Below are 24508 nucleotides of genomic sequence, written 5' to 3' on the forward strand. Positions count from 1 at the left end.
AAAACTATTTAATTATAGAAATATTATTTTATAGTAATAAAATTAAGTTTTAAATTATAAAATGTAAAACTATTTGGAGGAAGATAATGAAATTTATTATATTAAATAGAAAAAGAATTGGGGTTACAATAATAATAATTGGTCTTATGCTTATATTATTTGGATTTGAAAAAAATTTTGATAATAGGCTCAAAAATGTAGTATTAATACAAAATAGTGTTAATTCTCTTTTAAAATATGAAGTTCCTGAATTAAAATTTAATTATAAACTTCCTTCAGAATGGAAAACACAGAAACAAAGTTTTTATGGGAACGAAATATTGTATCATAATGATTTTAATTCTGAGGATGCAGTAATTCATGGATTTGTACAAGTATGGAATATGAAGGGAGATTTAAAAAACTTTTTAGATAAAAGCAAAAACTCCAGTGCTGGATTTGCACAATATACTGAATATAGTATAGAACCTATAAATATTAAAGGACATGAAGGATATTTAGTTATATATACTATGAAAACTTCTGAGAATGCAAACTTTAAAGCATATGAATATTTTTTAAAAGATAAAGATAAGTTTGTTAGATTTGCTTTTTATGTAAGAGATAAAAATTTTAAAGAAAACATGGCAAAAATGTTTGAAGTCATAGTTGAAACTTTTGAAAATTATTAAATACATTGATTTAGTATTTGTAAAGTATTATAATTTATTTAAGGCATATAGGAGAAGCTGATGCTTCTCTTTTTTCGTTATTTTTATAAAAAACATTAAAGGGGGAGTAAATATTGAGACCAATCTTATTTGAAATTTTAGGTATACCTATATATGGATATGGAACTATGATAGCAATAGGTATAATATCAGCTGTACTGCTGCTTAACAAAAGAGCTAAAAAAATAGGTTATGATGAAGACAGTATACTTAATATGGCGATATTAGCGGTTATTTTAGGAATAATTGGAGGGAAACTTTTATATATAATTACAGATTTAAAAAATATTATAAATAATCCTTCATTATTAAAGGATTTTGGTAACGGATTTGTGGTATATGGATCTATAATTGGAGGAGCTATTGGTGTATACATTTATTGTAAAAGAAAGAACTGGGACTTTATAAAGATATTTGATCTTGCAATTCCAAGTGTTTCACTAGCTCAAGGCTTTGGGAGAATAGGATGTTTTTTGGCTGGATGTTGTTATGGAAAGCAGACTACTTGTTTTTTAGGAGTTAAATTTAAAGAAGGATCATTAGGTCCTACTGATGTATATGTACTTCCTACACAAATTTTTTCATCTGTTTTTGATTTTTTACTTGCATTTTTTTTACTTTGGTATAGTAAAAAACAAAGAAAAGATGGAAGAGTATTTTCTTTATATTTAATAATATATGGTATAGGAAGATTTCTTATAGAATTTATAAGAGATGATCCAAGAGGAAGTATATGGATATTTTCAACCTCTCAATTTATTAGTTTATTTATAATTTTATTAGGTATCTTAATTTATAATTTTGACAGCATAAAAATAAAGTTTTTTAATAAAAACGATATATAAAAACAAGGAGAGAAATAAACTTGATTAAGATAAAAAAAATACTTAGTTTAATTTTAGTAATTTTTTTAACTACAATGTTTTATGGATGTGATAAGGTTGATAATATTAAAGTTAAATTAGGTATGAAAAATAATGATTTTGAATATATAAAACAAGGTAAAATTAAAAAAATAATAATTCAAAATACAAGAGATCCTGGATTTAGGTTTGTTGTTACAGACCCAAAGGCTATTTTAGAGCTTTATGATATACTATCACAAGCTAAACCAGTAGAAAACAAATCTGCTTTAGAGCCTGATTATGTATTTCAAATGGAAGAAGGAAGAAATAAAGTATATAAATTTAATTATATAGCAGGTATAGATAAAAAAGATACAGGGAATCTTTATAGTGAGGATAAAATTTATAGTGTATCTAAAAGAATTGATAATGATATAATTAAAAATTTTTGGAATATTAGAAAGCCTAGAGAATTTAATAAAATTTATTATGGAACTATTCTAGATCAGGTTATTAAATTTTCTAATGAAAAAGCACAAGGTAAGTCAATTGGTATAAATATATATAGTGATGTAGAAGCTGCAAAATTTATACTTTCAATGGATTTAGAAAAATTTAAAAATGATTTAGAAGCTAAAACAGATAATGTTGAACTTATGAGCTCTCCTAAATCGGGAGAAACTTCTAAAGAATACGATATTATAATGAGTGTAAAAACAGTAGGATATAAAACAAATCTATATAAGTGTGAAATTACATTTTGGGATAAAAAAGAGCAGAAGGAAGAAAAATATTATATCCAAGTAGCAGATGAACATAATGATGGAAGATGGAATACAAAAGTATATACTTCTGAAAATAAGCCCAATACTTTCTAATATTAAAAAGGCGTATTTCAAGTTAAATTTACTGAAAACGCCTTTTTTAATTATGTATAATTTATTAAATAAATATTAAATTTAAAAATTTTTATAGAAAAATAAATATTTAATTTGTAAAATAAAATAATTAAAACAAATTAACTTTTTAAATAAACAATATGGAGGAATATTTTTATGAAGAAAAAGATTACAATTTCGATTGTGATAATATTTATTGTAGGAGGGATATTATATTTAAATTTATCTAAAAAGAACGAACAAAATTTTGTAAGTGTTAAAACGAGTGTTGTAGAACAGGGAGAAATAAAATCCTATCTTTCAACTACTGCTACTATAAAATCAAAAAATAGTAAAGATTATTACCCACTTCAAGGAAAAGTAAAAAAAGTAAACGTTAAATTAGGGGATAAAGTTACTAAAGGACAAGTCCTCGTAGAATATGAAACTCAAGACTTAAATTCTGCTGTTAAACAAGCACAAATTCAATACGACAATGCTGTATTGTCTAAAAAAATATTAACAAATAATAATAATGATATTAAAAATAAGATAGCTGATTTAAATAAACAAATAGCTGATTTAGATAATAAGATAGCTGAATTAGATAAGCAGATAAAAAACATACAAGAAAGTGGAAGTCCTCAAGATAAGGCATTGCTTTTGGATAGTAAAAATCCACAAAATCCTATTGTTATAAAACAAAATGTTGAATCTTCAAAGGCACAGTTAAAAGCAACTAAAGATTCATTAAAACCTATATCAGATGAACAATTTAAACAGGCAGATAATTCTATAGAACTTGCTAAAGTTGCATTAGATAGTGCAAAGCAAAATCTTTCAAAAGTTCAAGATAAGATAATATCAGATATAGATGGAGTAGTAACTTCTTTAAATATTACAGAAGGAACTTCTTCTATTGCAAGTGCTCAGCCTGCAATAACTATCCAAGATGTAGAAAATTTAAAAGCCGTAATGTATGTTGGTAAATATGATGCTGGAAAAATTAAAGAGGGACAGGAAGCTATAATAAAAAGTGGAGATAAAGAATATAAAGGCAAAGTTTCTTTTATAGATCCAACTGCTAAGAAAACAGTTTCTGCAACAGGTACAGATACTTCTCTTGGGGTAGATATAGATATTTTAGATAAAGCTCAGGAATTAAAAATAGATTTTGATGTAGATGTAGATATACTCTTAGGTCAAGTAGATAATGCTCTTAAAATTCCTGCAGAAAGCATTAAAACAACTAAAGAAGATAAAACTTTTGTATATGTTATAGAAGGAGATAAAGCTGTAGAAAAGGAAGTTAAATTAGGACTTCAATCTGATATGGAAGTTCAAGTTTTAGAAGGACTAAATAAAGGCGAAAAGGTAATATTAAATCCTTCTGAAACAATAAAAAATGGAACTCTTGTTAAGGAATCTTCAGGAGATGATAAATAATGTTAGAAATAAAAGATGTAGTTAAACGATATGTAACAGGTGAAATAAATTTTACTGCCTTAAAAGGTATTAATCTTAAAATTGAAAAAGGAGAATTTACATCTATAATGGGGCCTTCAGGCTCAGGTAAATCTACAATGATGAATATTTTAGGATGCCTTGATAGAATGGATAGCGGTACTTATATTTTAAATGGGCAAAATGTATCTAATTTAACAGATAAAGAATTAGCTTATATAAGAAATAAAGAAATAGGATTTGTGTTTCAAGCATTTAATTTACTACCTAGAATGACTATACTTGAAAATGTAGAACTTCCTATGGTTTATGCAGGAGTACCCAAAAAAGAAAGAAGAGAAAAAGCTCTTTTAGCTCTTGATAAAGTTGGACTTAGCGATAGAATAAAACATAAACCTAATGAAATATCTGGAGGACAAAAGCAAAGGGTAGCTATTGCAAGAGCTATTGTAAATAGCCCTGCTGTAATAATGGCAGATGAACCTACTGGTAATTTAGATACAAAATCTTCAGTTGAAATAATGAAGATATTTCAAGATTTAAACAATGAAGGAGCAACTATTATAATGGTTACACATGAACCAGATATAGCTCAACATACAAAGAGAATTGTAAGATTTAGAGATGGTGAAATTGTTGATGATTATGAAGTTAAAGATAGGATAATTTTGTAAGGAGGTTTTGCATTTGAATACTTTATCAAACTTATTAGAAAATTTTAAAATGGCAATAGAAAGTATAATATCTAATAAAATGCGCTCCTTCCTTACTATGCTTGGTATAATAATAGGAATAAGTTCTGTTATAACTATAGTATCTTTAGGACAGGGCGGTCAAAATACAATAACAGGAGAATTTGAAAAAATAGGATCTTCTACAATAAATGTTTCTGTTGATACTACTAAAGCTGAAAGAAGCGACTATATTACATATAAAGATGTAGAACAGATTAAAGAAAAAGTAGACACAATTAAATATATAAGTCCAGTAGTATCAAAAATGGGTGTATCAATATCAGAAAAAAAGACTAAAAGGGCGAATATAACAGGGGCAAATACAGATTTTTTTCCAATACAAAATGTTGAAATAATATATGGCAGACCTTTTAATGAAAGAGAATATGAAGAAGGAAGAGCAGTTATAGTTATAGATGAATATTCAGCAAGAGAACTTTTTGGTTATACTGATGTTGTTGGAAAAAGCATAAAAATAGGTAATAAAATATCTCCTTCAAAAGCTACTATTATAGGTGTATATAAACTGGATATGGGAGGATTTTCTTTTGATACAAGTCAAATGCCTTCTCTTATATATGCTCCAATAACTTTTGTAGGAAATATATATCCTGATGAATTTTTAATTGATAAACTTACATTTATGGCAATAAACAAAGATAGCGGTGATGCAGCAGGAAATGGAGTAAAAAATGTATTAGAAAGCAGACATAATAATAGAGGACAGGATAAATATAAAGTTGAAAATGCTCTTAAACAATTAGACCAGGTAAATAAAGTTTTAGGAATTTTTACAGCTTTTATAGGAGCTGTTGCAGCTATATCTCTTTTAGTAGGAGGTATAGGAGTTATGAATATAATGCTTGTATCTGTAACAGAAAGAACAAGAGAAATAGGAATAAGAAAGGCTATAGGAGCTACAACGAATGCAATACTTTTACAGTTTTTAACTGAATCAGTAATAATATCAGTAATAGGTGGAATAATTGGGATGATATCTGGCATAACAGGAGCCTATATAATTGGTAAATTTGCTAATATAACTCCATCACTTTCCATAGGTGTTATAATAGGAGCAATTGTATTTTCTTCAGCAGTTGGTATTTTCTTTGGAATATATCCGGCAAGAAAAGCTGCTAATTTAGATCCTATAGATGCACTAAGATATGAATAAAATTTGTTTTAAATCACAAAATTATTTAATATGTTGTGTTATAATACTTTAGGAAAATAAAATATGATAATTAATAAAATATTAATTTGATTAAAAAACAAGGAGGAAAGTTATGAGCAAATGTGATAGCTGTGCAAGCAAAGGAAAGTGCGAAAATAATGAAAAATCTTGTTCAATGATTGTACCTAATTATGGAAATATAAAAAATATAATAGGAGTTATGAGCGGTAAAGGTGGAGTAGGAAAATCTACTGTAACTGGTATATTAGCTGCAAAACTTAGAAATCTTGGATATAAGGTTGGAGTTTTAGATGGAGATATTACAGGTCCTTCTATGCCAAGATTTTTTGGAATAAACAAAAAAAGAGCAAGAATTCTTTCAGGCAGAACTGAAGAAGAACCTATATTTGTACCAGTAGAAACTAATACAGGTATTAAAGTAATATCATTAAACTTACTTACAGAAGATGAAGAACAGCCTGTTATTTGGAGAGGACCTGTTTTAACTGGAGCATTAACTCAAATGTATAGAGATACACAGTGGGGAGATCTTGATTATCTTTTAATAGATATGCCTCCAGGCACAGGAGATTTAGCTTTAACTGTAATGCAAAATATTCCTTTAAATGGCGTAATTATAACAGCTACTCCTCAGGACATGGTAACTATGATAGTTAAGAAAGTAGTAATTATGGCAGAAAAACTTAATATTAAAGTTTATGGGGTAGTTGAAAATATGTCTTATATAAAATGTAATAATTGTGGTGAAAAACTTCAAGTATTTAGTAAAAAATCTGCTTCAGAACAAGCTAAAGAACTTGGTATACCTTTAATTGCAGAACTTCCTATAAATTTAGATTTAGCAGAAAAAATGGAGTCTGGAGAAGTAGAGGATTTTATAAATAGAACTTTAGAATATGATGATATACTTACAAATTTTATGAAACTTAGTTAAAAACAAATTTTCAGTATTATTTAAAAATTAAAATGAAAATATGCTAAATTAGCGTCATAAAGTTTTGTAATAATTAGTTTTGTTTAGGGAAAAATAAAACTGAAATATATAACTCATAATGCAAAGGAAGTTTAAGGAGGTTTACTATGAGAGCTTATGTAGATAAAGAAAGTTGTATATCTTGTGAACTTTGTCCATCATTATGCCCAGATGTATTTAAAATGGAGGATGATGGTAAAGCTGGAGCTATTACAGGTGAAATACCAGAAGATGCAGTTGAGGCTGCACAAGAAGCTGAACAATCCTGTCCTGTAAATGCAATTTCAATTTCTTAATTATTATTTATTTAAAAAGTTATATAACTTAATAAAATAAAAAACTAGCCATTAACTTAATTTTAAAGCATAATGACTAGTTTTTTTATAAATTTTATTATGTTATTGATAAGAAAGCCTCATGCTATTGCGGCCAGTTTGCTTCAATAAATATGTTTAATTTAATATGTTTAATTAGATAAACTTGTTTTTTCTAATATTTTATATATTTGCTTAATAGGTAAAAATGCTAATACTATTATACATAGAATACCTTCAGGACCTATATAACTTAGGTTGTACCAAAAAGAGTAAGCTGCAGCAGATTGTCCAGGTTCAGCATAGCTTCCATAAAAGATAATACCAGATATAAAGTGAAACAAAAATCTAATAAATAATGCTAAAATAACCCCTAAAATAGTTTGAATTTTATTTTTATCTTTAAAATATCCTGCAATTCCAAGAGCAGAAAAAGCTAAAGGATAATCAAAAAGTACCTGAATAGGGTGCATTATATATGGACCAAGTAAAAAGTCTAATATGCCAAAAAGTAAACCTGTTAAAATACCAATTTCAGGACCATAAAATAATGCAATTAAAAAAATAGGCACCATACTTCCTAGAGAAACGCTTCCTCCATTTGGCATTTGATAAAATTTAATCATTTTTAAAACTGTACCTAAAGCAAGGGCCACACCTATATGAGTAATAATTTTTGTATTAAGTTTAACTTTTCTTAATTTAATAAAAAGGAAACCTAAAAGTACAATAGCAATCAAAGAAAAAATAGCTAATGGATGTTTTGGAGCATCTGCAAAGCCTTCTTTAATACTTTTTAGATCTATACCTTTAAAATTTAAGGTAAAGCCTTTAAAAAAAACTGATAATAAAATATTGTTTAACATAAAATCCCTCCATCTTAATTGTGCTAAGAGGTAAAAAAACCGCATTCCTAGCATTGGAATACGGTTTTAATCTTCTCAAAATCGCTTTCCTACGCTGGTATTATCCAGATCAGGTATAAGGGTTAATGAAATAATTCATTTCTCAGCCAATAGGCACCCCTAGCACAAATATTTAATTTATAATTATTATATTAAAATTTAAAAAAAATTACAACCTAAAATTAAAATAATATATTTGGCATTTTATGATTTGACATATTAATAGTATTTATTGATACATTTATTTTACTTCCAGGTTTAATATTATAAGGCACATGAGATAAACCTATACAGGCATTAGTACCATCTTCTAAAGCTATATAAGCTTCTGAAGTATATATATCTATAACAACAGCGTGCATTAACTAATCTTCCTTCCTGTTTTTTATAGTTTTATCTATGTCATGGCCATTAGTTAAATTATATTTAGTAAAATCTATTCCTTCACCAACAGGTCCTTTACGTTTATGTGCCATAGGAATTTTACCTACAATTCCTTTTGAGCTTTTTCCAGTACTCATATTATCAACTCCTGTTTTTTTATTTTATGATTATATTCTTTGAACAATTAAATTATATTATTCAGTAAAATAAAAACATAAAATCAAATAATTTTTAAATTTATAAAAAATATAAATTACTAATTAGCTGATTAAAATATTAAATATATTTTTTTACTTGTTTAAATTATATAAATTATTAAAATTTAATAATCTGAAAATAAATTCCACTATATAATGAGCAGTATGTTTATTATTGATTTACTTCCACATACAGTGATCAATTTTGAGAAAAAATGATTTTATGGGATAATCATATAAATTAATATAGAAGAACAGCGATTAAATTAAAAAAAGATGAGCTCTGTTTAATACAGAAATCATCTTTTAAATTTAATATAATATTTTTATTAATGTATTTGGCAAAGGGTATATTTAATTATTATTTAATTAACATTTCAAATAAAATACTAATTAAAATACTACATTAAATAGTAAAGCAGCACTTATTCCCCCTAATATTGGAGCTACAACCGGAATCCATGAATAACCCCAATCAGAGTCTCCTTTACCAGCTATAGGAAGTATTGCATGAGCTATACGTGGACCTAAATCTCTTGCAGGATTAATAGCATAACCTGTAGTTGCTCCAAGAGATGTACCAATAACCAATATTAAAAGTCCAACTCCTAAAGTTCCAAGTCCAGGAGCCATATTAACTGTTCCAAGACCTAATATTCCAAATACAAGTATAAAAGTAGCTATAAATTCTGATATAAAATTTGCACCTGTATTTTTTATAGCTGGTGCTGTACAGAATACTCCAAGTTTTATAGATTTATCTTCTGTTTCAGCCCAGTGGGGCAAATATTGAATCCAAACAATTACTGCTCCTAAAAATGCCCCTAAAAGTTGTGCAATTATATATAATGGGACTTCTTCCCAAGGAAATTTTCCTATAGATGCAAGTGCTATAGTAAGGGCAGGATTAAAGTGAGCTCCGCTTATTCCTCCAAATATCCAGGCTGGAATGGCTACTGCAATGCCCCAGGCAATAGTAATTAAAAGCCATCCTCCTCCTTGTGCTTTAGTTTTGTTTAAACATACTGCAGCAACAACACCGTTACCAAGGATTATAAGAATCATAGTACCTAATAATTCAGCAATAAAATGAGACATTTAAAATTACCCCCAGATTAATTTTTAAAATTTTACTAAAAATTTATTTAGCCCAGCCCAATGATCTATTAACAGCTTCATGCCAGCCTTTTAACAATTCATTCTTTTTATCAATATCAATATTAGGATTAAAGCTTCTTGAAATTGCCCAATTTTTAGATATTTCATTTTTATCTTTCCAATACCCTACAGCAAGCCCTGCTAAGTATGCTGCACCTAATGCAGTGGTTTCTATAACTTCAGGTCTATCAACTTGAACACCTAATATATCTGATTGAAACTGCATTAAGAAATTATTAGCACAGGCTCCGCCATCAACTTTTAAAGCTTCAAGTTTAATTCCAGAATCTTCTTCCATAGCTTTTAATACATCATATGTTTGATAAGCTAATGATTCAAGAGTTGCTCTTATTAAATGTTCTTTTTTAGCACCTCTTGTAAGGCCTACTATAGTACCTCGAGCATATTGATCCCAATATGGGGCACCAAGTCCTACAAAAGCGGGAACAACATAGACTCCATTAGTATCTTCAACAGAAGATGCAAATTCTTCTGAATCAGAAGCCTTATCTATCATTTTTAGTTCGTCTCTTAACCATTGAACAGCAGCACCAGCTATAAATATACTTCCTTCAAGAGCGTATTCGACTTTTCCATCAGCACCCCAAGCTATAGTAGTTAAAAGTCCGTTTTTTGAATTAACGGCTTTCTCTCCAGTATTCATAAGTAAGAAACATCCTGTCCCATAAGTATTTTTAGCTGTTCCTGCTTTATAGCATGTTTGTCCAAATAAAGCAGCTTGCTGATCTCCTGCAGCTCCAGCTATAGGGATTTTTCCACCTAAAAGAGATTGATCTGTATATCCATATATACAGCTTGATGGTTTAGCTTCTGGAAGCATTGAATAAGGTATATTTAATCTGTCAAGTATTTCTTTATCCCATTGCAATGTATGAATATTAAACATCATAGTTCTAGATGCATTTGAGTAATCGGTTACATGAACTTTGCCTTTAGTGAAGTTCCATATAAGCCATGTATCTATATTCCCAAATAATAAGTTGCCCTTTTCTGCTTCTTCTCTTGCTCCAGGTACGTTATCAAGTATCCATTTAATTTTTGTTGCAGAAAAATATGCATCAACTATAAGGCCGGTTTTTTCTTTAATAATTTTATCAAATCCTTCAGATTTAAGTTCATCACAAAAGTCAGAAGTTCTTCTGCACTGCCAAACTATGGCATTATAAATAGGTATTCCAGTATGTTTATTCCAAACAACTGTGGTTTCTCTTTGATTTGTTATACCTATGGCAGCTATATCAGAAGATGAAACTTTAAGCTTTTGCATAGCTTCAACGGCAACGCTGACTTGGGTTGACCAAATTTCCATTGGATCATGTTCAACCCATCCAGCTTTTGGATAAATTTGGGTAAATTCTTTTTGAGCTACACTTTCAATTAATCCTTTTTCATTAAAAATAATACATCTTGAACTAGTTGTTCCTTGATCTAATGCCATTACATATTTGCACATAATTAAAAAACCTCCATGCTATTTAATTTCCCAAAGTTCTAAAGAAGATGTTGATACAGCTACGGCACCTGAACTAAGTGCTTCTATAGCATCTTTTTTATTTTTTATAAGACCTCCTGCTATTATAGGCTGAGTAATTTTCTTTTGTAAAGAAGATATAGCCTTGTTAGCTACACCAGGAAGTACTTCTACAGCATCTGGGGAAAACATATGAATATTTTTGATGCTTGTTTCAAAGGAAAGTGAGTCGAGCATAAATATCCTTTGAATAGTTGCCATTCCTAACTGTGAAGCGTGTTTTAATATTATACCTTTAGTAGATATAATTCCATAAGGATTAATACTTTCTTTTATAAACTCTACAGCTTTTTGATCAGATTTAAGTCCTTCAAGCATATCAAGATGAATAAATATAATTTTATTATTTTCATTTAAAGTATTGCATATATTTTTTATATCTAAAATGTTTCCGTAAAGTACAAAAACTATTTTTGCATTACTTTTGCATATTAAATTTAAATCTTTATCGCATCTTATAGCACCTATTACAGGATTATCTTCTAGCATTTCTCTAAAATTTTGCAAAATTAGCATCACCTCCTTAATCCTCTTTATATATTTTATGATAACAAATTTTTACTTACAACTATTTTTATTAAAAATAAATTTTAACAATTTAATTTATCAACATTCTTTGTGGCTATAACATTAACGTTTGTATTTAAAATATTTTTAAATATAATATCTCCAATACGGATAGGGGCATTTACAGTAATATCTTTAAGCAATTTTATACATTCAAAAATTTTATCTTTTGGAATATCAGTTTCTGTTTTTACAGAAACTGTAGGATAAACTCCTCCATTTACTTTGACTGTAGTAGTAACAATTCTTCTTGGATTTGTACATTCCTTTATAGCATAATTTTCTCCTATTTTACATGAATTTCCTGTTACTTTTATATTATTATTGTCGTAAATTTCAACAAGTAAATTGCAGCCCATAGGACACCCAATGCATATTAAATCTCTTTTTTCCATACAAACTACTCCTTTCAGTTCTAAATAAAGTGCATATAAAATCAGTTTTTAATAGTATTTTCTATTTTAAAAGTGATAGTTTTAACATTAGGATATTTTAAGAACATATCTTTTGTAAGTTTTATTTCTTCCATTTCTCCAGGAGTAAATATTTTTTTCTTTTTATTAATTACTTTAATTTCATCAAAATAAACAGCTACAGAAGAGTTCTTAAATACATCACTGACTCTAAATCTTACAGTAATATTATTTTCTATTGCATTTGGAGATATAAATTGAGGAACAGTATATCTAACTCCATCTATTGCATTTAAAGGTATTTTTTTATCATTTTTAAGCAATCCTTTTATATACAAACTGGCATTTGTTCCTGCATTATAACTTTCTAAAGTAACATTATCAACCAAATCATGTACATGTAATACATTTCCACAGGCAAATATACCTTCAATATTTGTTTGAAGAAAATTATCTACTATAGCTCCACCTGTAACTGGAGATAAATCTACTTTAACTTTTCTTGAAAGCTCATTTTCTGGAAGAAGTCCAACAGAAAGAAGTAAAGTATCACAAGGAATATATTCTTCAGTTTCTTTTATAGGTTTTCTTTTATCATCTACCTTTGCTATTGTTACTCCAGAAAGTCTATCTTTTCCATGTATTTTAACTATTGTATGGCTAAGTTTTAAAGGTATATTATAATCGTCAAGACATTGAACTATATTTCTCTTTAGTCCGCTAGAATATGGCAGAAGTTCAAGTACAGCTTTAACATGGGCTCCTTCAAGACTCATTCTTCTTGCCATAATAAGTCCTATATCTCCAGAACCTAATATTACTACTTCTTTTCCTGGCATATAACCTTTTATATTTACAAATTTTTGCGCTGAACCTGCTGTCATAATTCCAGAACATCTTGTACCAGGTATAGTCAAAGCCCCACGAGGTCTTTCTCTACATCCCATAGCAAGAATTATTGATTTTGCTTTTATTTCTAATAGACCTTCAAAGGGATTAATTGCATATACTGTTTTATCTTGTGATATATCAAACACCATTGTATCTAATTTATAATCTATAGATAAATTTTTAACTTTATCAATAAACCTTTGAGCATACTCAGGACCTGTAAGCTCTTCTTTAAATGTATGAAGTCCAAAACCATTATGAATACATTGATTAAGTATTCCTCCAAGTTCGGCTTCTCTATCTATAATAAGAATACTTTCAATACCGTTTTCTTTTGCAGCTATTGCTGCTCCAAGGCCTGCAGGCCCTCCACCTACAATTACTAAGTCATAATTCATAGCCGTTCCTCCTCGTATAATATCTTTTATAGTCAGCTAAATATTTTCTTTATTTATTCCTATTAATATATTAGAATTTCTGCCAAATTTAGTAATATCAGTGATAGGAATATTAAGCTCTGTTTGCAAAAGTTCTACAATTCTTGATATACAAAAACCTGATTGACATCTTCCAGCACCAGCTCTAGTTCTTCTTTTAACTCCATCAAGGCTTTTAGCTCCTAAAGGTCTTTTTATGGAGTCTAGTATTTCACCTTCAGTAACATATTCACATCTGCAAACTATTCTTCCATATTCAGGCCTTTCCTTTATAATTTTCTTTTTATCTTCAAGAGATAATTCATTAAATCTAATTATTCCTTTTCGTTTTGGATTAAAATTTTTATTTACAGTTGCTTTAAGTTTATCAGCTGCTAATTGAGCTACTATTTGTCCAATTAACGGAGAACATGTTAACCCAGGAGATTCAATACCTGCAGCATTTATAAAATTTGGTACATCTAAAGATTCGCCAATTATAAAATCATCATTATCGCTTCTTGCTCTTAATCCGCTAAAGGAAGTTATTATACTTCCTAAAGGAATTTGTTTTATACTTAAAGAAGCCTTTTTTACTATTTCATCTAAGCCTTCTTTAGTAGTGCTTAAATCTTCTTTATCATCTATATCTACAGCATTAGGGCCTATAAGCAGATTACCATCAACGGTAGGGGTTACTAAAACTCCTTTCCCAAGATTTGTTGGAAGCTGAAATAATGTTCTATTGGTTAAATTTCCAACATATTTATCAAATAAATTATATTCTCCTTTTCTTGGAATTATAGTAAATTTATTTTTGCTTATCATATTATTTATTTTATCAGCATAAACTCCTGCAGCATTTATAATAATTTTGCTTTTTATAACTTCATGTTTAGTTTTAATTTCAAATTCATCATTTATCTTATTTATAGTTAATACCTCTGAATTAAATTTAAATTCTACTCCATTCATATTAGCATTTTCTGCCATAGCAATAGTTAAATTAAAAGGACAAACTATTCCTCCTGTAGGGGCATAAAGTGCTGCAACAACTTTATCTGTTATATTAGGCTCCATTTTTCTAGCTTCGTTTCCAGTAATGATTTTTAGATTTGGTACACCGTTTTTTTCTCCTCGTTCTTTAAGTTCATAAAGTTTATACATATCTTTTTCATCAAAACAAAGTACAAGGGATCCGTTTCTTTTAAAAGGAAAATCTAATTCTTCAGCTAGTTTATCAAACATAAGATTGGCTTTGGCATTAAGCTTACCTTTAAGTGTTTCTGGAATTGCATCAAATCCAGCATGAATGATAGCACTATTTGCTTTACTTGTGCCAGAACACACATCTTCTTCTTTTTCAATAACTAATGTTTTTAGATTAAACTTTGAAAGTTCTCTTGCTATTGAGCAGCCTATTACACCTGCACCTATAATGACAACATCATACATATTATTCACCCCAACTTAATTAGTGTAAAAAGACAAAAAGAACCCTAGGACCACTTCACAGCGTACCTAAGGTTCTCAAAATCTCAACCTTAATTTTTATTCTTTTATTTAATTATATACTATTTTTAATATAATTTAAAATATCAAAAGAATAGTAATATTAAATACTTATCAGATAATCTTTAATTTTCTTTAATATCCTTAATCATTCTTTAATTTCCATAAAATATCCAAAATATTAATTTGTAAATTTATATTATATTAATTTTTATTATTTTCTATAATTTTTATATAAATTTTTCTATTGCGGGGACCATCAAATTCACAGAAGTAAATTCCCTGCCAAGTTCCAAGTTTTAAACTTCCGTTTTCAATTATTATGCTTTCTGAAGCTCCTAATAAAGAAGCTTTTATATGTGCATGAGAATTCCCTTCAAAATGTTTATGACTACTTTTTTTAGGGAATACTTCACTTAAATCTGATAATATATCAAATACTACATTAGGATCTGTATTTTCATTTATTGTTACGGCAGCTGTTGTATGAGGAATGAATATTACAGCAATTCCATCTTTTACATTGCTTTTTATTACTTCGTTTTTTACAATATTTGTGATATCTACGAATTCTTGAGATTTTGTTGTTCTTATTTTATGTTCCATTTTTATCACTCCTAACTTTATTAAATTATAAACATCTCATTAGAAAATTATACCATAAAAAATTATAATCTTTATAGAATATTATAATTTTTCATAGGATTTCATTGTATACCTATACATAATTTGTTGATAAAATGTAATCGTAAACAAAATATAATAAACAAGGGGGATTTAAGGATGAAAAAAAATTTGAAGAAATTAGTTGCTATTGCATTAACTTTAACAGCAGGAATTACTACATTCACAGGATGCAGTTCTAAAAATGCAGACAGCAATAAATCCAATAATAGTTCTTCATCAGGCACTGTAACTATTACTTATGCAATTTGGGACAAGAATCAGGAACCAGGAATGAGAGCTATAGCTGATGCTTTTGAAGCTAAAAATCCAAATATAAAAGTTAAAGTAGAAGTAACACCTTGGGATCAGTATTGGACAAAACTAGATGCTGCTGCATCAGGCGGAGCTATGCCAGATGTATTTTGGATGCATTCAAATAATTTTGTAAAATATGCCTCAGGAAATCAATTATTAGATTTAAGCGACAAAATCAAAAATAGTAAAGATATTAATATGGATAATTTCCCCAAAGGACTTGTAGATTTATATACATTAGATGGAAAAAATTATGCTATTCCAAAGGACTACGATACAATAGCTCTTTGGTATAACAAAACTATGTTTGATGAAAAGAAAATTCCTTATCCAGATGAAACTTGGGATTGGAATAAGCTTTTAGAAGCAGCTCAAAAATTAACTGACTCATCTAAAGGAGTTTATGGATTTTTAGCTCCAGCAGATGCACAACAAGGATACTATAACTTTATTCATCAAAATGGCGGATATATAATTTCAGAAGATAAGAAAAAATCAGGATATTCTTTACCAGAATCTAAAGAAGCAATACAATGGCTTGTTGATTTAAGCCAAAAGTATAAAGTATCTCCAACTCAAGATAAGTTTGCAGATACTAGTTTTACTCAATACTTTGAGTCAGGAAAAGCTGCTATGGGATTATTTGGTTCATGGATGGTAAGTGAATTTAAAGCAAATGATTATGTTAGACAAAATTGTGATGTAGCTGTAATCCCACATGGAAAACAAAAGGCTACTATATACAATGGACTTGGAAATGCTGCTTATGCTAAAACTAAATATCCAGAACAAGTATGGAAGTTCTTAGAATTTTTAGGAACTAAAGAAGCTAATACAATTCAGGCTGAAAAGGGTGCAGCAATACCAGCATTTAAAGGAACAGAACAACCTTGGATAGATTTTTCAAAAGAATTTAATTTAAAGGTTTATCCAGAAATGTTAGATTATGCTGTAATTATGGCTAATTCAAAAACAAGAAATAAATGGCAAGAATATGAAACAGATATATTAAAGAAAGTATGGATGAAAGAACTTACAGTTGAAGATGGATGTAATCAACTTGCAAAGCAGATTGATGAACTTTTAGCAACTGAAAAATAGTTTGATTAATTGATAGCAATTAGTAGAGTTATCTGCTGGTTGCTATCGTATTATAAAAAATAAGATATTAGTAAGTTTTTTTACTAAAAATGTAAGGGGATGGGAAGATGAAAGCACAGGTTAATAATAATACTTCAGTACCTATATATAAAACACCTAAATTAAGCAAAAAAAATTTAAAAGATTATGGATGGGCTTATCTTATGATTGCCCCTACAATAATAGGACTTATAATATTAAATATATGGCCCATAATTCAAACCTTTTGGTTAAGCTTAAATAAAACTGGAGATTTTGGGAGTAATCAATTTGTTGGATTAGATAATTATAAACAATTATTTCATGATAAAGTTGTGATACAAGCAACTATGAATACTTTTAAATATGCAATAATAGCAGTTCCTGTAGGAATAATTTTATCTTTAATAATAGCCGTACTTTTAAATTCTCATATTAAAGGGAAATCAATATACCGTACAATTTATTTTTTACCTATGGTATCAGCTCCAGCAGCCATAGCTATGGTTTGGAGATGGATGTATAATAGTGAATTTGGACTTTTTAATTATATACTTTCTATATTTAAAATAAAAGGGCCTAATTGGCTTACAGATCCTAAATTAGCGCTTATTTCAATTATAATTGTTGGTATTTGGAGTAATTTAGGCTACAACATGGTTATACTTCTTGCAGGCCTTCAAGAAATACCAGGAACTTTTTATGAAGCAGCAGAAATTGATGGTGCAAGCCCAATTCGCCAGTTTTTTTCAATTACACTTCCTTTAGTATCACCAACTATGTTTTTTGTTGTGATTACTACTGTTATAAGTTCACTACAGGTTTTTGATCATATATTTATGATGATTGATAAAGGGAATATAGCTTTAGAAAAAACTCAATCTTTAGTATATCTATTTTACAAATATTCATTTGTTATGAATGATAAAGGATATGGATCAACTATAGTAATATTTTTACTTGCAATAATTATGGTTATTACAGTAATTCAGCTTTATTTCCAAAAGAAATGGGTTCATTATCAATAAAAATTGGAGGTGTAATTAATGAGTGTAAAGTCTAAGAAAAACAATTTTATTATACACATAATACTTATAATTGGTTCTGTAGCAATGCTTCTTCCTTTTTTGTGGATGATTTTAACTTCTTTAAAAACTCTTACAGAATCAACTACAATACCACCAACTATTTTTCCTAAAAGTATGAAGTGGAGTAATTATAAAGATGTATGGAATTTATTACCTTTCCATAAATTTTATATAAATACTATATTAATGCTTATAGGAAGAATAGCAGGTTCATTATTTTTTAGCGCTATGGCTGCCTATGCTTTTGCTAGAATTAACTTCCCAGGTAAAAATTTATTTTTTATGATAGTACTTATTCAAATGATGGTTCCCGGACAAATATTTATAATTCCTCAGTATCTTTTAGTTTCAAAATTAGGATGGTTAAATACAGTTAAAGCATTAATAGTCCCTGGAGTAGTAAGTGCATTTGGTACATTTTTGCTTAGACAATTTTTCCTTGGCATACCAAATGAATTAGAAGAAGCTGCAATATTAGATGGTTGTAATAGATGGCAGATATTTTATAAAATAATGCTTCCTCTTACAAAGTCTGGATTAGTAGCTCTTGGAATATTTACTTCATTATTTGCGTGGAAAGATTTAATGTGGCCTTTAATAGTAAATATGTCAATAGATAAAATGCCATTATCTTCTGGACTTGCATCACTTCAAGGTCAATATTCAACTAATTTCCCTCAGCTTATGGCAGGTTCTATGATAGCTATATGGCCTATGCTTTTAATATTTATAATATTTCAGAAACAATTTATTGAAGGTATTGCAACAACTGGATCAAAAAATTAATAAAACAATACTTAGCTGTGCTTTAGATAAAATTACTTTCTAAAACACAGCTTTTAAGGTTTATATTAGAACAATATAAAAGATATGATAAAATATTATAAGATACTTTAATATTTATATAAATTTAAAAGCAATATTTGATTATATATGAAAAGAGAGGCTTTAAAATGTTGAAAAAAAGTTATAAAAATATGATTTTAATATTTTCTATTTTATGCATAACTCTTACAGCATGTAAAAATAATACTTCAAATTTAAAAAAATCAAATTCAGAAGAAGAATTTTTGGAATATTCAATATTTTTTGGTATATCAATGCAAGTAACTAATGCTATAGATAACCCTAATGATGTTGTTACAAAATATATTGAAGAAAAGTTTAAAATCAGAGTAAAAGAAGTGCTTCAGCCTAGTAATCAAATATCTGCAAAAGAAAAGCTTAATATGTTTATTGCTGCTAACGATATGCCAGATGTTCTTGTAGCAGCTCAAGATACAGCTGATTATGCTGTGTCAACCGGAAGATATAAAGATCTTACAGAATATATAAAAGATATGAAAAATTATAATAAATATTTCCCGCAAGATATGTGGTATAGATATATGAATAATGATAGAAAGTATCAAATACCTATGATAAAAATTACTCCTTTTGATAAAAATTTTAAAGATGATCCTTTAAATTTACCATATATGCATTCTCTTTGGGTAAGAGAGGATATACTCAAAAAGCTAGGTTATAAATTTACTCCTCTTGATGAAATTGCAAAGGAATATATGGATAAAGGTAAAAAACCACCGCTTAGTGCTTATAATATTGAACCTCCCATAGATACTCCTGAAAAATTTATGAATTTTTTAAGAAAAGTAAAAGAGCTTAATATTAAAGAAGGTAAAGAAGATGTAATTCCATTTTCAAGTATGGGATGGAGTAGTTTTCATTTGGGTGCAATGTTTGATTATGGGCATTGGAGAGTAGATTCAAAAGGTGATGTATCTGGTTTTCTTGGGACTAAAGAAGCAAAAGAATATATGAAAATGCTTTGGAATATGTACAGAGAAGGACTTTTAGATAAATCTTTTTTATTGCAAAGTGAAGAGCAAATGCAGCAAAAGATTTCCTCAGGTAAAGTTTGTGCAGGTATAACTATTCCTGACATAAATAGTGCGGCTAATTTATTAGAAAAGATAAATCCTGAGTATAAAATACGATTTATACCTCTTCCTAAAAAACATACTGATTTGGGGTTTTATGATATAATACAGCCTGGATTTTATAGATTTCTTATAAGTAAAGATTTTAAAGATATTAAAAGGCTTACACAGTATTTCGATTGGTTTTATTCTGATGAAGGTTTAGATATTTTAACTTGGGGCCCTGAAAGTTCAGGACTTTGGGAAAATAAAGATGGTAAAAAAACATTTAAAAATAAAGAAATTGCAAATTCTCTTATAAATGGTACAAAAGATGGAGAGAAAGGACCTGAATATTATGGCCTTTGGGCTCCCTCTGGAAATTCTTCAGAATTAACTTTTTTTACATCAAAAGCTGCAGTATGTGCACCTGTGTTTTCAGATTTTAATCCTCTTGACAGCAGAAAAAATTATCCTATTAAATTAGATAAATATATGGCAAATAGACAAGTTGCAATTGGAGGATATGATACAAAAGGTATAGCAGCTTATGGTGATGGAGGGATAAACGTTTCTAATAATTCCATATATTTTTGGGGGAATTTTCAAAATAATGGTATAGCTAAAATATTGAGTTCCAAAAACGAATTAGAATTTGAGAAAAATTGGAAAGAACAATATGATTTATTTATTAAAGAAGGCAAATATAATGAGGCAAAAGAAGATATGAAAAAGTGGTTTCAAAAGAATAAGAGGTGAATATATATATGTTTAATTTATTAATAGTAGATGATTTTGAAATAGATAGATTAAATATTAAAGAAATGCTTCAGAGCATTGAAGGACTTAATATAAATATTGTTGGTGAATGTGATAATGGAGTAAATGCCTTAGAATTTTTAAAAGAAAATAAAGTTGATATTATATTAAGTGATATTGAAATGCCTTTTATGAACGGACTTGAACTTGCTAAAAATATTAATATAAAATATCCTAATATAAAAATTATATTTTGCTCATTATATGATGAATTTGAGTATGCAAGGAAAGCTTTGTTTTTAAATACCTATGGATATATATTAAAACCTCTTGATAAAAGTGAAATTGAAAAAGCTTTAAAAAATGCAATTAATGATATAACTAACGAAACTGACTTTAAAAAAGAATATGAAGAATTAAAGAAAATAATTGAAAGCAGTAAACCTCAGCTTGCTGATAACTTAATAAGAGAAATTATTAGTGGAAGTATATTAGACTATAAAGACTTGTGGGATAAAGTACAGTACTTAGGATTAAATATAAAAAAAGGTTTTTATTGTGTTAATTTTGTAGAAATAGATGATTATGAAAATATTATAGGAAACAAAACTATAGAACAAAAACAAATTTTCACAATAAAAGTTTATGAAAAACTCAAAGAAATTTCTAAAGATTTTGGAGAATTTCCTGTTATAAGACTTGATGACTCTCATTTTTTATATCTAATAAGTGAAGAAAAAAAGGATGATTTATGTAAAATTTTAGAAATGCTCTCAGCAAAAATTATAGAAGAATTTAATTTATCTGATATAAGTGTTACTGTTTCTAAAAGCAGTATATGTGAAAAACTTAAAGAAATTAAAAATTTATATGAGCAATGTATTTATACAATGAGGTATAAATTTACTCTTGGAAAAGGGAAAGTTTTAGAACCTGAAGACATTCCAAACGGCGTATTTAGTAAAGATATAGATATGAATAAAATGGCAAAGGATATAAAATTTCTGCTTAATTCTGGTGAGGAAGAAGATATTATTAAATTTGTTGATAATATTATAAAACAAAATAATAATGAAGATTTAGAAAAATATGTTAGAAATCTCTGCTTTTCTGTAATAACTTGTGTAATATTTGTACTTAATGAAAATAATGAAAATTTAAATATAATATTTAAAGATGAAAAAATAATATGGGATAAATTATCCAAATTTGAAACTATTTTTGAAGCTAAAAGCTGGATTTTAGAAATTCTTACTACTGTTAATAAATATTTGAAAAACAAGGCAAGTAGTAAATACAAAATTATTGTTGAAGAAATAAAAAAATATATAGATTTAAATTACACAAAAGGAATAACAATTGATAATATTGCAGATTTTCTCCATTATAGTCCTAATTATTTAAGTTATATTTTTAAGCAGGAAACTAATGAAACTATAACAGATTATATAACAAATTTAAAGATAGAAAAGGCAAAGGAGATGCTTTTAGATATACGAAATAAAATTTATAACATATCAGAAACTTTAGGTTTTAGCAATACAGCGTATTTTTGCAGTGTATTTAAAAAATATACATCTTTAACACCAAAGGAATATAGAGAAAGGTATAAATCATGAAAATAAGAAATGCTAAAAATATAATAATAAATTATATTAATAATACAACAATAAGAAAAAAATTAATAATATCATTTTCTATATTAATTGTTTTAACTACGCTGCTTATAGGGTTAACATCAACTTATTTTTCAAGAAAGTATCTTATAGAAAGTGAAAAAAATAACATTAAGCAAAGCATGGAGCAATTAAATAATAGTTTAGATTATTTTTTTGAAATATATATGGATAGAGTTAACTTAGTTTTTATGAGTGATGAGCTGCAAAAGATAATGGATACTCAAGTTACTAATATAGGTATAGCGGCAGATATAAATAAAAAAATACAACTTTTATGCAGCTATATTGAAAATGATAACAAATATCCTGAAATAAAAAATTCTTATTATTATGGAGGTAATATATTATATAAATTATATTTGGATAATAACACCATAAATGCTTTTGGAGGTGATACTAAACCTTTAAGCATAATAAAAAATGAAAAATGGTATAAAGAATTTGAATCAGAAACAAGAGCTTTTAAATGGCAATCTGGTGAAAAAATAAATGGCGTTTCATATATTTCATTAAGTAGAAGACTTATACATTTTGAAGATTCCAAAACTAAAGGACTTATTAAAGTTTATATTCCTGTTAATAGAATAAAAGGTGTAATTACTTCAAATGTTAGAAGTAAATTTCATAAGATTTACTATGTAGATGACAGTTATAATAAAATAATTTCAGTAGGTAATGAAGAATTAAATGAAGTTAATTATATTGAAAGCTTAAAAAATAAAAATCTTCCTGAAGGTATAAATACAACATCTATAAACGGGAATAAATTTTTAGTAGGTTCTTTAAAATCCAGTAGTACTGGATGGAGAATATTATATTTAGTACCTTTTTATGAAATAACTAAAAAAACTCAATCCATGCTTATTATAACTGCAATTTCAACTTTAATTGCTTTAACATTATGTATTTTTATTGCTTATATAATATCTAATATATTTAATAAAAGAATAAAAACTCTTGTAAAGAAAGCCAATATGATAGGTGAACATAATTTAAATACAGGAATAAGTCTTGAAGGAAATGATGAGCTTGGACAACTAGATAAACATTTTGATAATATGGTTAAAAGATTAAATGATTTAATAGAAGAGGAATATAAGTCAGAAATAATGATAAACAAAGTAAAGCTTGAACTTCTTCAAGAGCAAATTAATCCTCATTTGCTTTACAATACTCTTGCTATGGTAAGCTATACAGCTAAAAAAGAAGGGAAAATGGAAATAGTAGATATAGCAGAGAATCTTTCTAATTTTTATAAAGGCATATTAAGTAGAGGTAAAACTATATCAAGCTTTAAAGAAGAATTAGATATGGTTAAAAGATATATTGATTTAATGAGGTATGTATATAATATAGAAATTGACGCTATATTTGAGGTAGAAGAAGAAATTTATGAATTTTATACACTTAAACTTTTACTTCAGCCAATAGTAGAAAATGCTGTGGTGCACGGAATAAAACCTAAAAAAAGCGGAATTATTGTTATAAGCATTTATACTGAAGATGATAAAGTAAAAGTTGTAGTTTCAGATGACGGAATAGGAATAAAAAAAGATATAGCAGATATGTTTAACACCATTACATCTTATAAAGATATTGATAAAGGCTATGGTCTTAGTAATATAATAAAAAGAATTAAGCTGTTTTTTGGGGATAAATATGGTATAAAAGTTGTTAGTAAATTAAATGAAGGAACTAATATTATAATTAATGTACCTATTATTAAAAAAGAAGACATAGATAATATTGGAATAAATATGGGGTTATTGAAAAATAGAAATTAATTTGGCATTAAAGCTATACATAATCTATTTTTCATTACCTTTTTATTTATGTTTTTAGAATATTATAATAA

The 24508-nt window shown here is 27.6% G+C and carries 24 protein-coding genes and 1 riboswitch; of the genes, 14 read left to right on the forward strand and 10 right to left on the reverse strand.

Going from position 1 to position 24508, the window contains the following annotated elements; genetic code table 11:
- The first annotated feature begins 86 nt into the window (after positions 1–86).
- From B5D11_RS06720 to B5D11_RS06755, 8 genes are all read left to right on the forward strand, one after another.
- Entirely contained in the window at positions 87–671 is a 585-nt protein-coding gene (locus tag B5D11_RS06720) for a PsbP-related protein (protein ID WP_078682282.1), read from the forward strand.
- Positions 672–784: 113 nt separating this feature from the next.
- Entirely contained in the window at positions 785–1555 is a 771-nt protein-coding gene (locus B5D11_RS06725) for a prolipoprotein diacylglyceryl transferase (RefSeq protein WP_078682283.1), read from the forward strand.
- Between the two features lie 20 nt (positions 1556–1575).
- Positions 1576–2433, forward strand: a complete 858-nt coding sequence (locus B5D11_RS06730; protein ID WP_078682284.1) for a hypothetical protein — start codon at positions 1576–1578, stop codon at positions 2431–2433.
- 177 nt (positions 2434–2610) lie between these two features.
- Entirely contained in the window at positions 2611–3879 is a 1269-nt protein-coding gene (locus tag B5D11_RS06735) for an efflux RND transporter periplasmic adaptor subunit (protein WP_078682285.1), read from the forward strand.
- On the forward strand, positions 3879–4571 hold the full coding sequence (locus B5D11_RS06740) for an ABC transporter ATP-binding protein (RefSeq protein WP_078682286.1): 693 nt from the start codon (positions 3879–3881) through the stop codon (positions 4569–4571). The genes B5D11_RS06735 and B5D11_RS06740 overlap by 1 nt, the downstream gene beginning before the upstream one ends.
- A gap of 49 nt (positions 4572–4620) precedes the next feature.
- Positions 4621–5805, forward strand: coding sequence for an ABC transporter permease (locus B5D11_RS06745; protein ID WP_078682352.1), 1185 nt, complete (start codon positions 4621–4623; stop codon positions 5803–5805).
- Positions 5806–5917: 112 nt separating this feature from the next.
- On the forward strand, positions 5918–6760 hold the full coding sequence (locus tag B5D11_RS06750) for an Mrp/NBP35 family ATP-binding protein (protein ID WP_078682287.1): 843 nt from the start codon (positions 5918–5920) through the stop codon (positions 6758–6760).
- Between the two features lie 146 nt (positions 6761–6906).
- Complete coding sequence (locus tag B5D11_RS06755; protein ID WP_078682288.1) at positions 6907–7095, forward strand: ferredoxin; 189 nt, start codon at positions 6907–6909, stop codon at positions 7093–7095.
- 170 nt (positions 7096–7265) lie between these two features.
- On the opposite strand, the gene thiT is transcribed toward B5D11_RS06755, so the two are convergent.
- From thiT to B5D11_RS06800, 10 genes are all read right to left on the reverse strand, one after another.
- Positions 7266–7979, reverse strand: coding sequence for an energy-coupled thiamine transporter ThiT (thiT, locus tag B5D11_RS06760; RefSeq protein WP_078682289.1), 714 nt, complete (start codon positions 7977–7979; stop codon positions 7266–7268).
- 69 nt (positions 7980–8048) lie between these two features.
- A riboswitch (TPP riboswitch) is annotated at positions 8049–8150 on the reverse strand.
- A 50-nt stretch (positions 8151–8200) separates the two neighbouring features.
- Positions 8201–8380: a hypothetical protein gene (locus B5D11_RS06765; RefSeq protein ID WP_078682290.1), complete on the reverse strand. Its 180-nt coding sequence runs from the start codon at positions 8378–8380 to the stop codon at positions 8201–8203.
- Positions 8381–8383: 3 nt separating this feature from the next.
- Entirely contained in the window at positions 8384–8539 is a 156-nt protein-coding gene (locus tag B5D11_RS12640) for a hypothetical protein (protein ID WP_164850158.1), read from the reverse strand.
- Between the two features lie 453 nt (positions 8540–8992).
- Positions 8993–9697, reverse strand: a complete 705-nt coding sequence (locus B5D11_RS06770; protein WP_078682291.1) for an MIP/aquaporin family protein — start codon at positions 9695–9697, stop codon at positions 8993–8995.
- A 43-nt stretch (positions 9698–9740) separates the two neighbouring features.
- Entirely contained in the window at positions 9741–11231 is a 1491-nt protein-coding gene (gene glpK / locus B5D11_RS06775; RefSeq protein WP_078682292.1) for a glycerol kinase GlpK, read from the reverse strand.
- Between the two features lie 18 nt (positions 11232–11249).
- Positions 11250–11825, reverse strand: coding sequence for a glycerol-3-phosphate responsive antiterminator (locus B5D11_RS06780; RefSeq protein ID WP_078682353.1), 576 nt, complete (start codon positions 11823–11825; stop codon positions 11250–11252).
- Positions 11826–11899: 74 nt separating this feature from the next.
- The gene (locus B5D11_RS06785) at positions 11900–12271 is read right to left on the reverse strand and encodes a DUF1667 domain-containing protein (RefSeq protein ID WP_078682293.1); all 372 of its coding nucleotides are present in this window, start codon (positions 12269–12271) and stop codon (positions 11900–11902) included.
- Between the two features lie 41 nt (positions 12272–12312).
- Positions 12313–13578 (reverse strand): NAD(P)/FAD-dependent oxidoreductase, encoded by a 1266-nt coding sequence (locus B5D11_RS06790; protein WP_078682294.1) that lies wholly within the window; start codon positions 13576–13578, stop codon positions 12313–12315.
- A gap of 36 nt (positions 13579–13614) precedes the next feature.
- A complete protein-coding gene (locus B5D11_RS06795; protein ID WP_078682295.1) occupies positions 13615–15051 on the reverse strand; it encodes an NAD(P)/FAD-dependent oxidoreductase in 1437 nt (478 codons plus the stop codon).
- A 261-nt stretch (positions 15052–15312) separates the two neighbouring features.
- Positions 15313–15714: a secondary thiamine-phosphate synthase enzyme YjbQ gene (locus B5D11_RS06800; RefSeq protein WP_078682296.1), complete on the reverse strand. Its 402-nt coding sequence runs from the start codon at positions 15712–15714 to the stop codon at positions 15313–15315.
- 177 nt (positions 15715–15891) lie between these two features.
- On the opposite strand from B5D11_RS06800, the gene B5D11_RS06805 reads away from it, so the two are divergent.
- The 6 genes from B5D11_RS06805 to B5D11_RS06830 all read left to right on the forward strand — a co-directional run bounded on the left by B5D11_RS06805 (position 15892) and on the right by B5D11_RS06830 (position 24437).
- The gene (locus B5D11_RS06805; protein ID WP_078682297.1) at positions 15892–17190 is read left to right on the forward strand and encodes an ABC transporter substrate-binding protein; all 1299 of its coding nucleotides are present in this window, start codon (positions 15892–15894) and stop codon (positions 17188–17190) included.
- A gap of 107 nt (positions 17191–17297) precedes the next feature.
- Positions 17298–18236, forward strand: a complete 939-nt coding sequence (locus tag B5D11_RS06810) for a carbohydrate ABC transporter permease (RefSeq protein ID WP_078682298.1) — start codon at positions 17298–17300, stop codon at positions 18234–18236.
- 18 nt (positions 18237–18254) lie between these two features.
- Entirely contained in the window at positions 18255–19082 is an 828-nt protein-coding gene (locus tag B5D11_RS06815; RefSeq protein WP_078682299.1) for a carbohydrate ABC transporter permease, read from the forward strand.
- 167 nt (positions 19083–19249) lie between these two features.
- The gene (locus tag B5D11_RS06820) at positions 19250–20974 is read left to right on the forward strand and encodes a hypothetical protein (protein WP_078682300.1); all 1725 of its coding nucleotides are present in this window, start codon (positions 19250–19252) and stop codon (positions 20972–20974) included.
- 8 nt (positions 20975–20982) lie between these two features.
- On the forward strand, positions 20983–22593 hold the full coding sequence (locus B5D11_RS06825; RefSeq protein ID WP_078682301.1) for a response regulator transcription factor: 1611 nt from the start codon (positions 20983–20985) through the stop codon (positions 22591–22593).
- Positions 22590–24437 (forward strand): sensor histidine kinase, encoded by a 1848-nt coding sequence (locus tag B5D11_RS06830; RefSeq protein ID WP_078682302.1) that lies wholly within the window; start codon positions 22590–22592, stop codon positions 24435–24437. The genes B5D11_RS06825 and B5D11_RS06830 overlap by 4 nt, the downstream gene beginning before the upstream one ends.
- Positions 24438–24508 lie beyond the last annotated feature (71 nt).

The organism is Clostridium sp. USBA 49 (assembly GCF_900167505.1).
Classification (GTDB): domain Bacteria; phylum Bacillota; class Clostridia; order Clostridiales; family Clostridiaceae; genus Clostridium_AT; species Clostridium_AT prolinivorans.

Excerpts from the sequence above, each read along its gene's own strand:
- B5D11_RS06720 (WP_078682282.1), top strand. The coding sequence starts at position 87 with ATGAAATTTATTATATTAAATAGAAAAAGAATTGGGGTTACAATAATA.
- B5D11_RS06735 (WP_078682285.1), top strand. The coding sequence starts at position 2,611 with ATGAAGAAAAAGATTACAATTTCGATTGTGATAATATTTATTGTAGGA.
- B5D11_RS06740 (WP_078682286.1), top strand. The coding sequence starts at position 3,879 with ATGTTAGAAATAAAAGATGTAGTTAAACGATATGTAACAGGTGAAATA.
- B5D11_RS06745 (WP_078682352.1), top strand. The coding sequence starts at position 4,621 with ATGGCAATAGAAAGTATAATATCTAATAAAATGCGCTCCTTCCTTACT.
- B5D11_RS06750 (WP_078682287.1), top strand. The coding sequence starts at position 5,918 with ATGAGCAAATGTGATAGCTGTGCAAGCAAAGGAAAGTGCGAAAATAAT.
- B5D11_RS06755 (WP_078682288.1), top strand. The coding sequence starts at position 6,907 with ATGAGAGCTTATGTAGATAAAGAAAGTTGTATATCTTGTGAACTTTGT.
- thiT (WP_078682289.1), bottom strand. The coding sequence starts at position 7,979 with ATGTTAAACAATATTTTATTATCAGTTTTTTTTAAAGGCTTTACCTTA.
- B5D11_RS06765 (WP_078682290.1), bottom strand. The coding sequence starts at position 8,380 with ATGCACGCTGTTGTTATAGATATATATACTTCAGAAGCTTATATAGCT.
- B5D11_RS12640 (WP_164850158.1), bottom strand. The coding sequence starts at position 8,539 with ATGAGTACTGGAAAAAGCTCAAAAGGAATTGTAGGTAAAATTCCTATG.
- B5D11_RS06770 (WP_078682291.1), bottom strand. The coding sequence starts at position 9,697 with ATGTCTCATTTTATTGCTGAATTATTAGGTACTATGATTCTTATAATC.
- glpK (WP_078682292.1), bottom strand. The coding sequence starts at position 11,231 with ATGTGCAAATATGTAATGGCATTAGATCAAGGAACAACTAGTTCAAGA.
- B5D11_RS06780 (WP_078682353.1), bottom strand. The coding sequence starts at position 11,825 with ATGCTAATTTTGCAAAATTTTAGAGAAATGCTAGAAGATAATCCTGTA.
- B5D11_RS06785 (WP_078682293.1), bottom strand. The coding sequence starts at position 12,271 with ATGGAAAAAAGAGATTTAATATGCATTGGGTGTCCTATGGGCTGCAAT.
- B5D11_RS06790 (WP_078682294.1), bottom strand. The coding sequence starts at position 13,578 with ATGAATTATGACTTAGTAATTGTAGGTGGAGGGCCTGCAGGCCTTGGA.
- B5D11_RS06795 (WP_078682295.1), bottom strand. The coding sequence starts at position 15,051 with ATGTATGATGTTGTCATTATAGGTGCAGGTGTAATAGGCTGCTCAATA.
- B5D11_RS06800 (WP_078682296.1), bottom strand. The coding sequence starts at position 15,714 with ATGGAACATAAAATAAGAACAACAAAATCTCAAGAATTCGTAGATATC.
- B5D11_RS06805 (WP_078682297.1), top strand. The coding sequence starts at position 15,892 with ATGAAAAAAAATTTGAAGAAATTAGTTGCTATTGCATTAACTTTAACA.
- B5D11_RS06810 (WP_078682298.1), top strand. The coding sequence starts at position 17,298 with ATGAAAGCACAGGTTAATAATAATACTTCAGTACCTATATATAAAACA.
- B5D11_RS06815 (WP_078682299.1), top strand. The coding sequence starts at position 18,255 with ATGAGTGTAAAGTCTAAGAAAAACAATTTTATTATACACATAATACTT.
- B5D11_RS06820 (WP_078682300.1), top strand. The coding sequence starts at position 19,250 with ATGTTGAAAAAAAGTTATAAAAATATGATTTTAATATTTTCTATTTTA.
- B5D11_RS06825 (WP_078682301.1), top strand. The coding sequence starts at position 20,983 with ATGTTTAATTTATTAATAGTAGATGATTTTGAAATAGATAGATTAAAT.
- B5D11_RS06830 (WP_078682302.1), top strand. The coding sequence starts at position 22,590 with ATGAAAATAAGAAATGCTAAAAATATAATAATAAATTATATTAATAAT.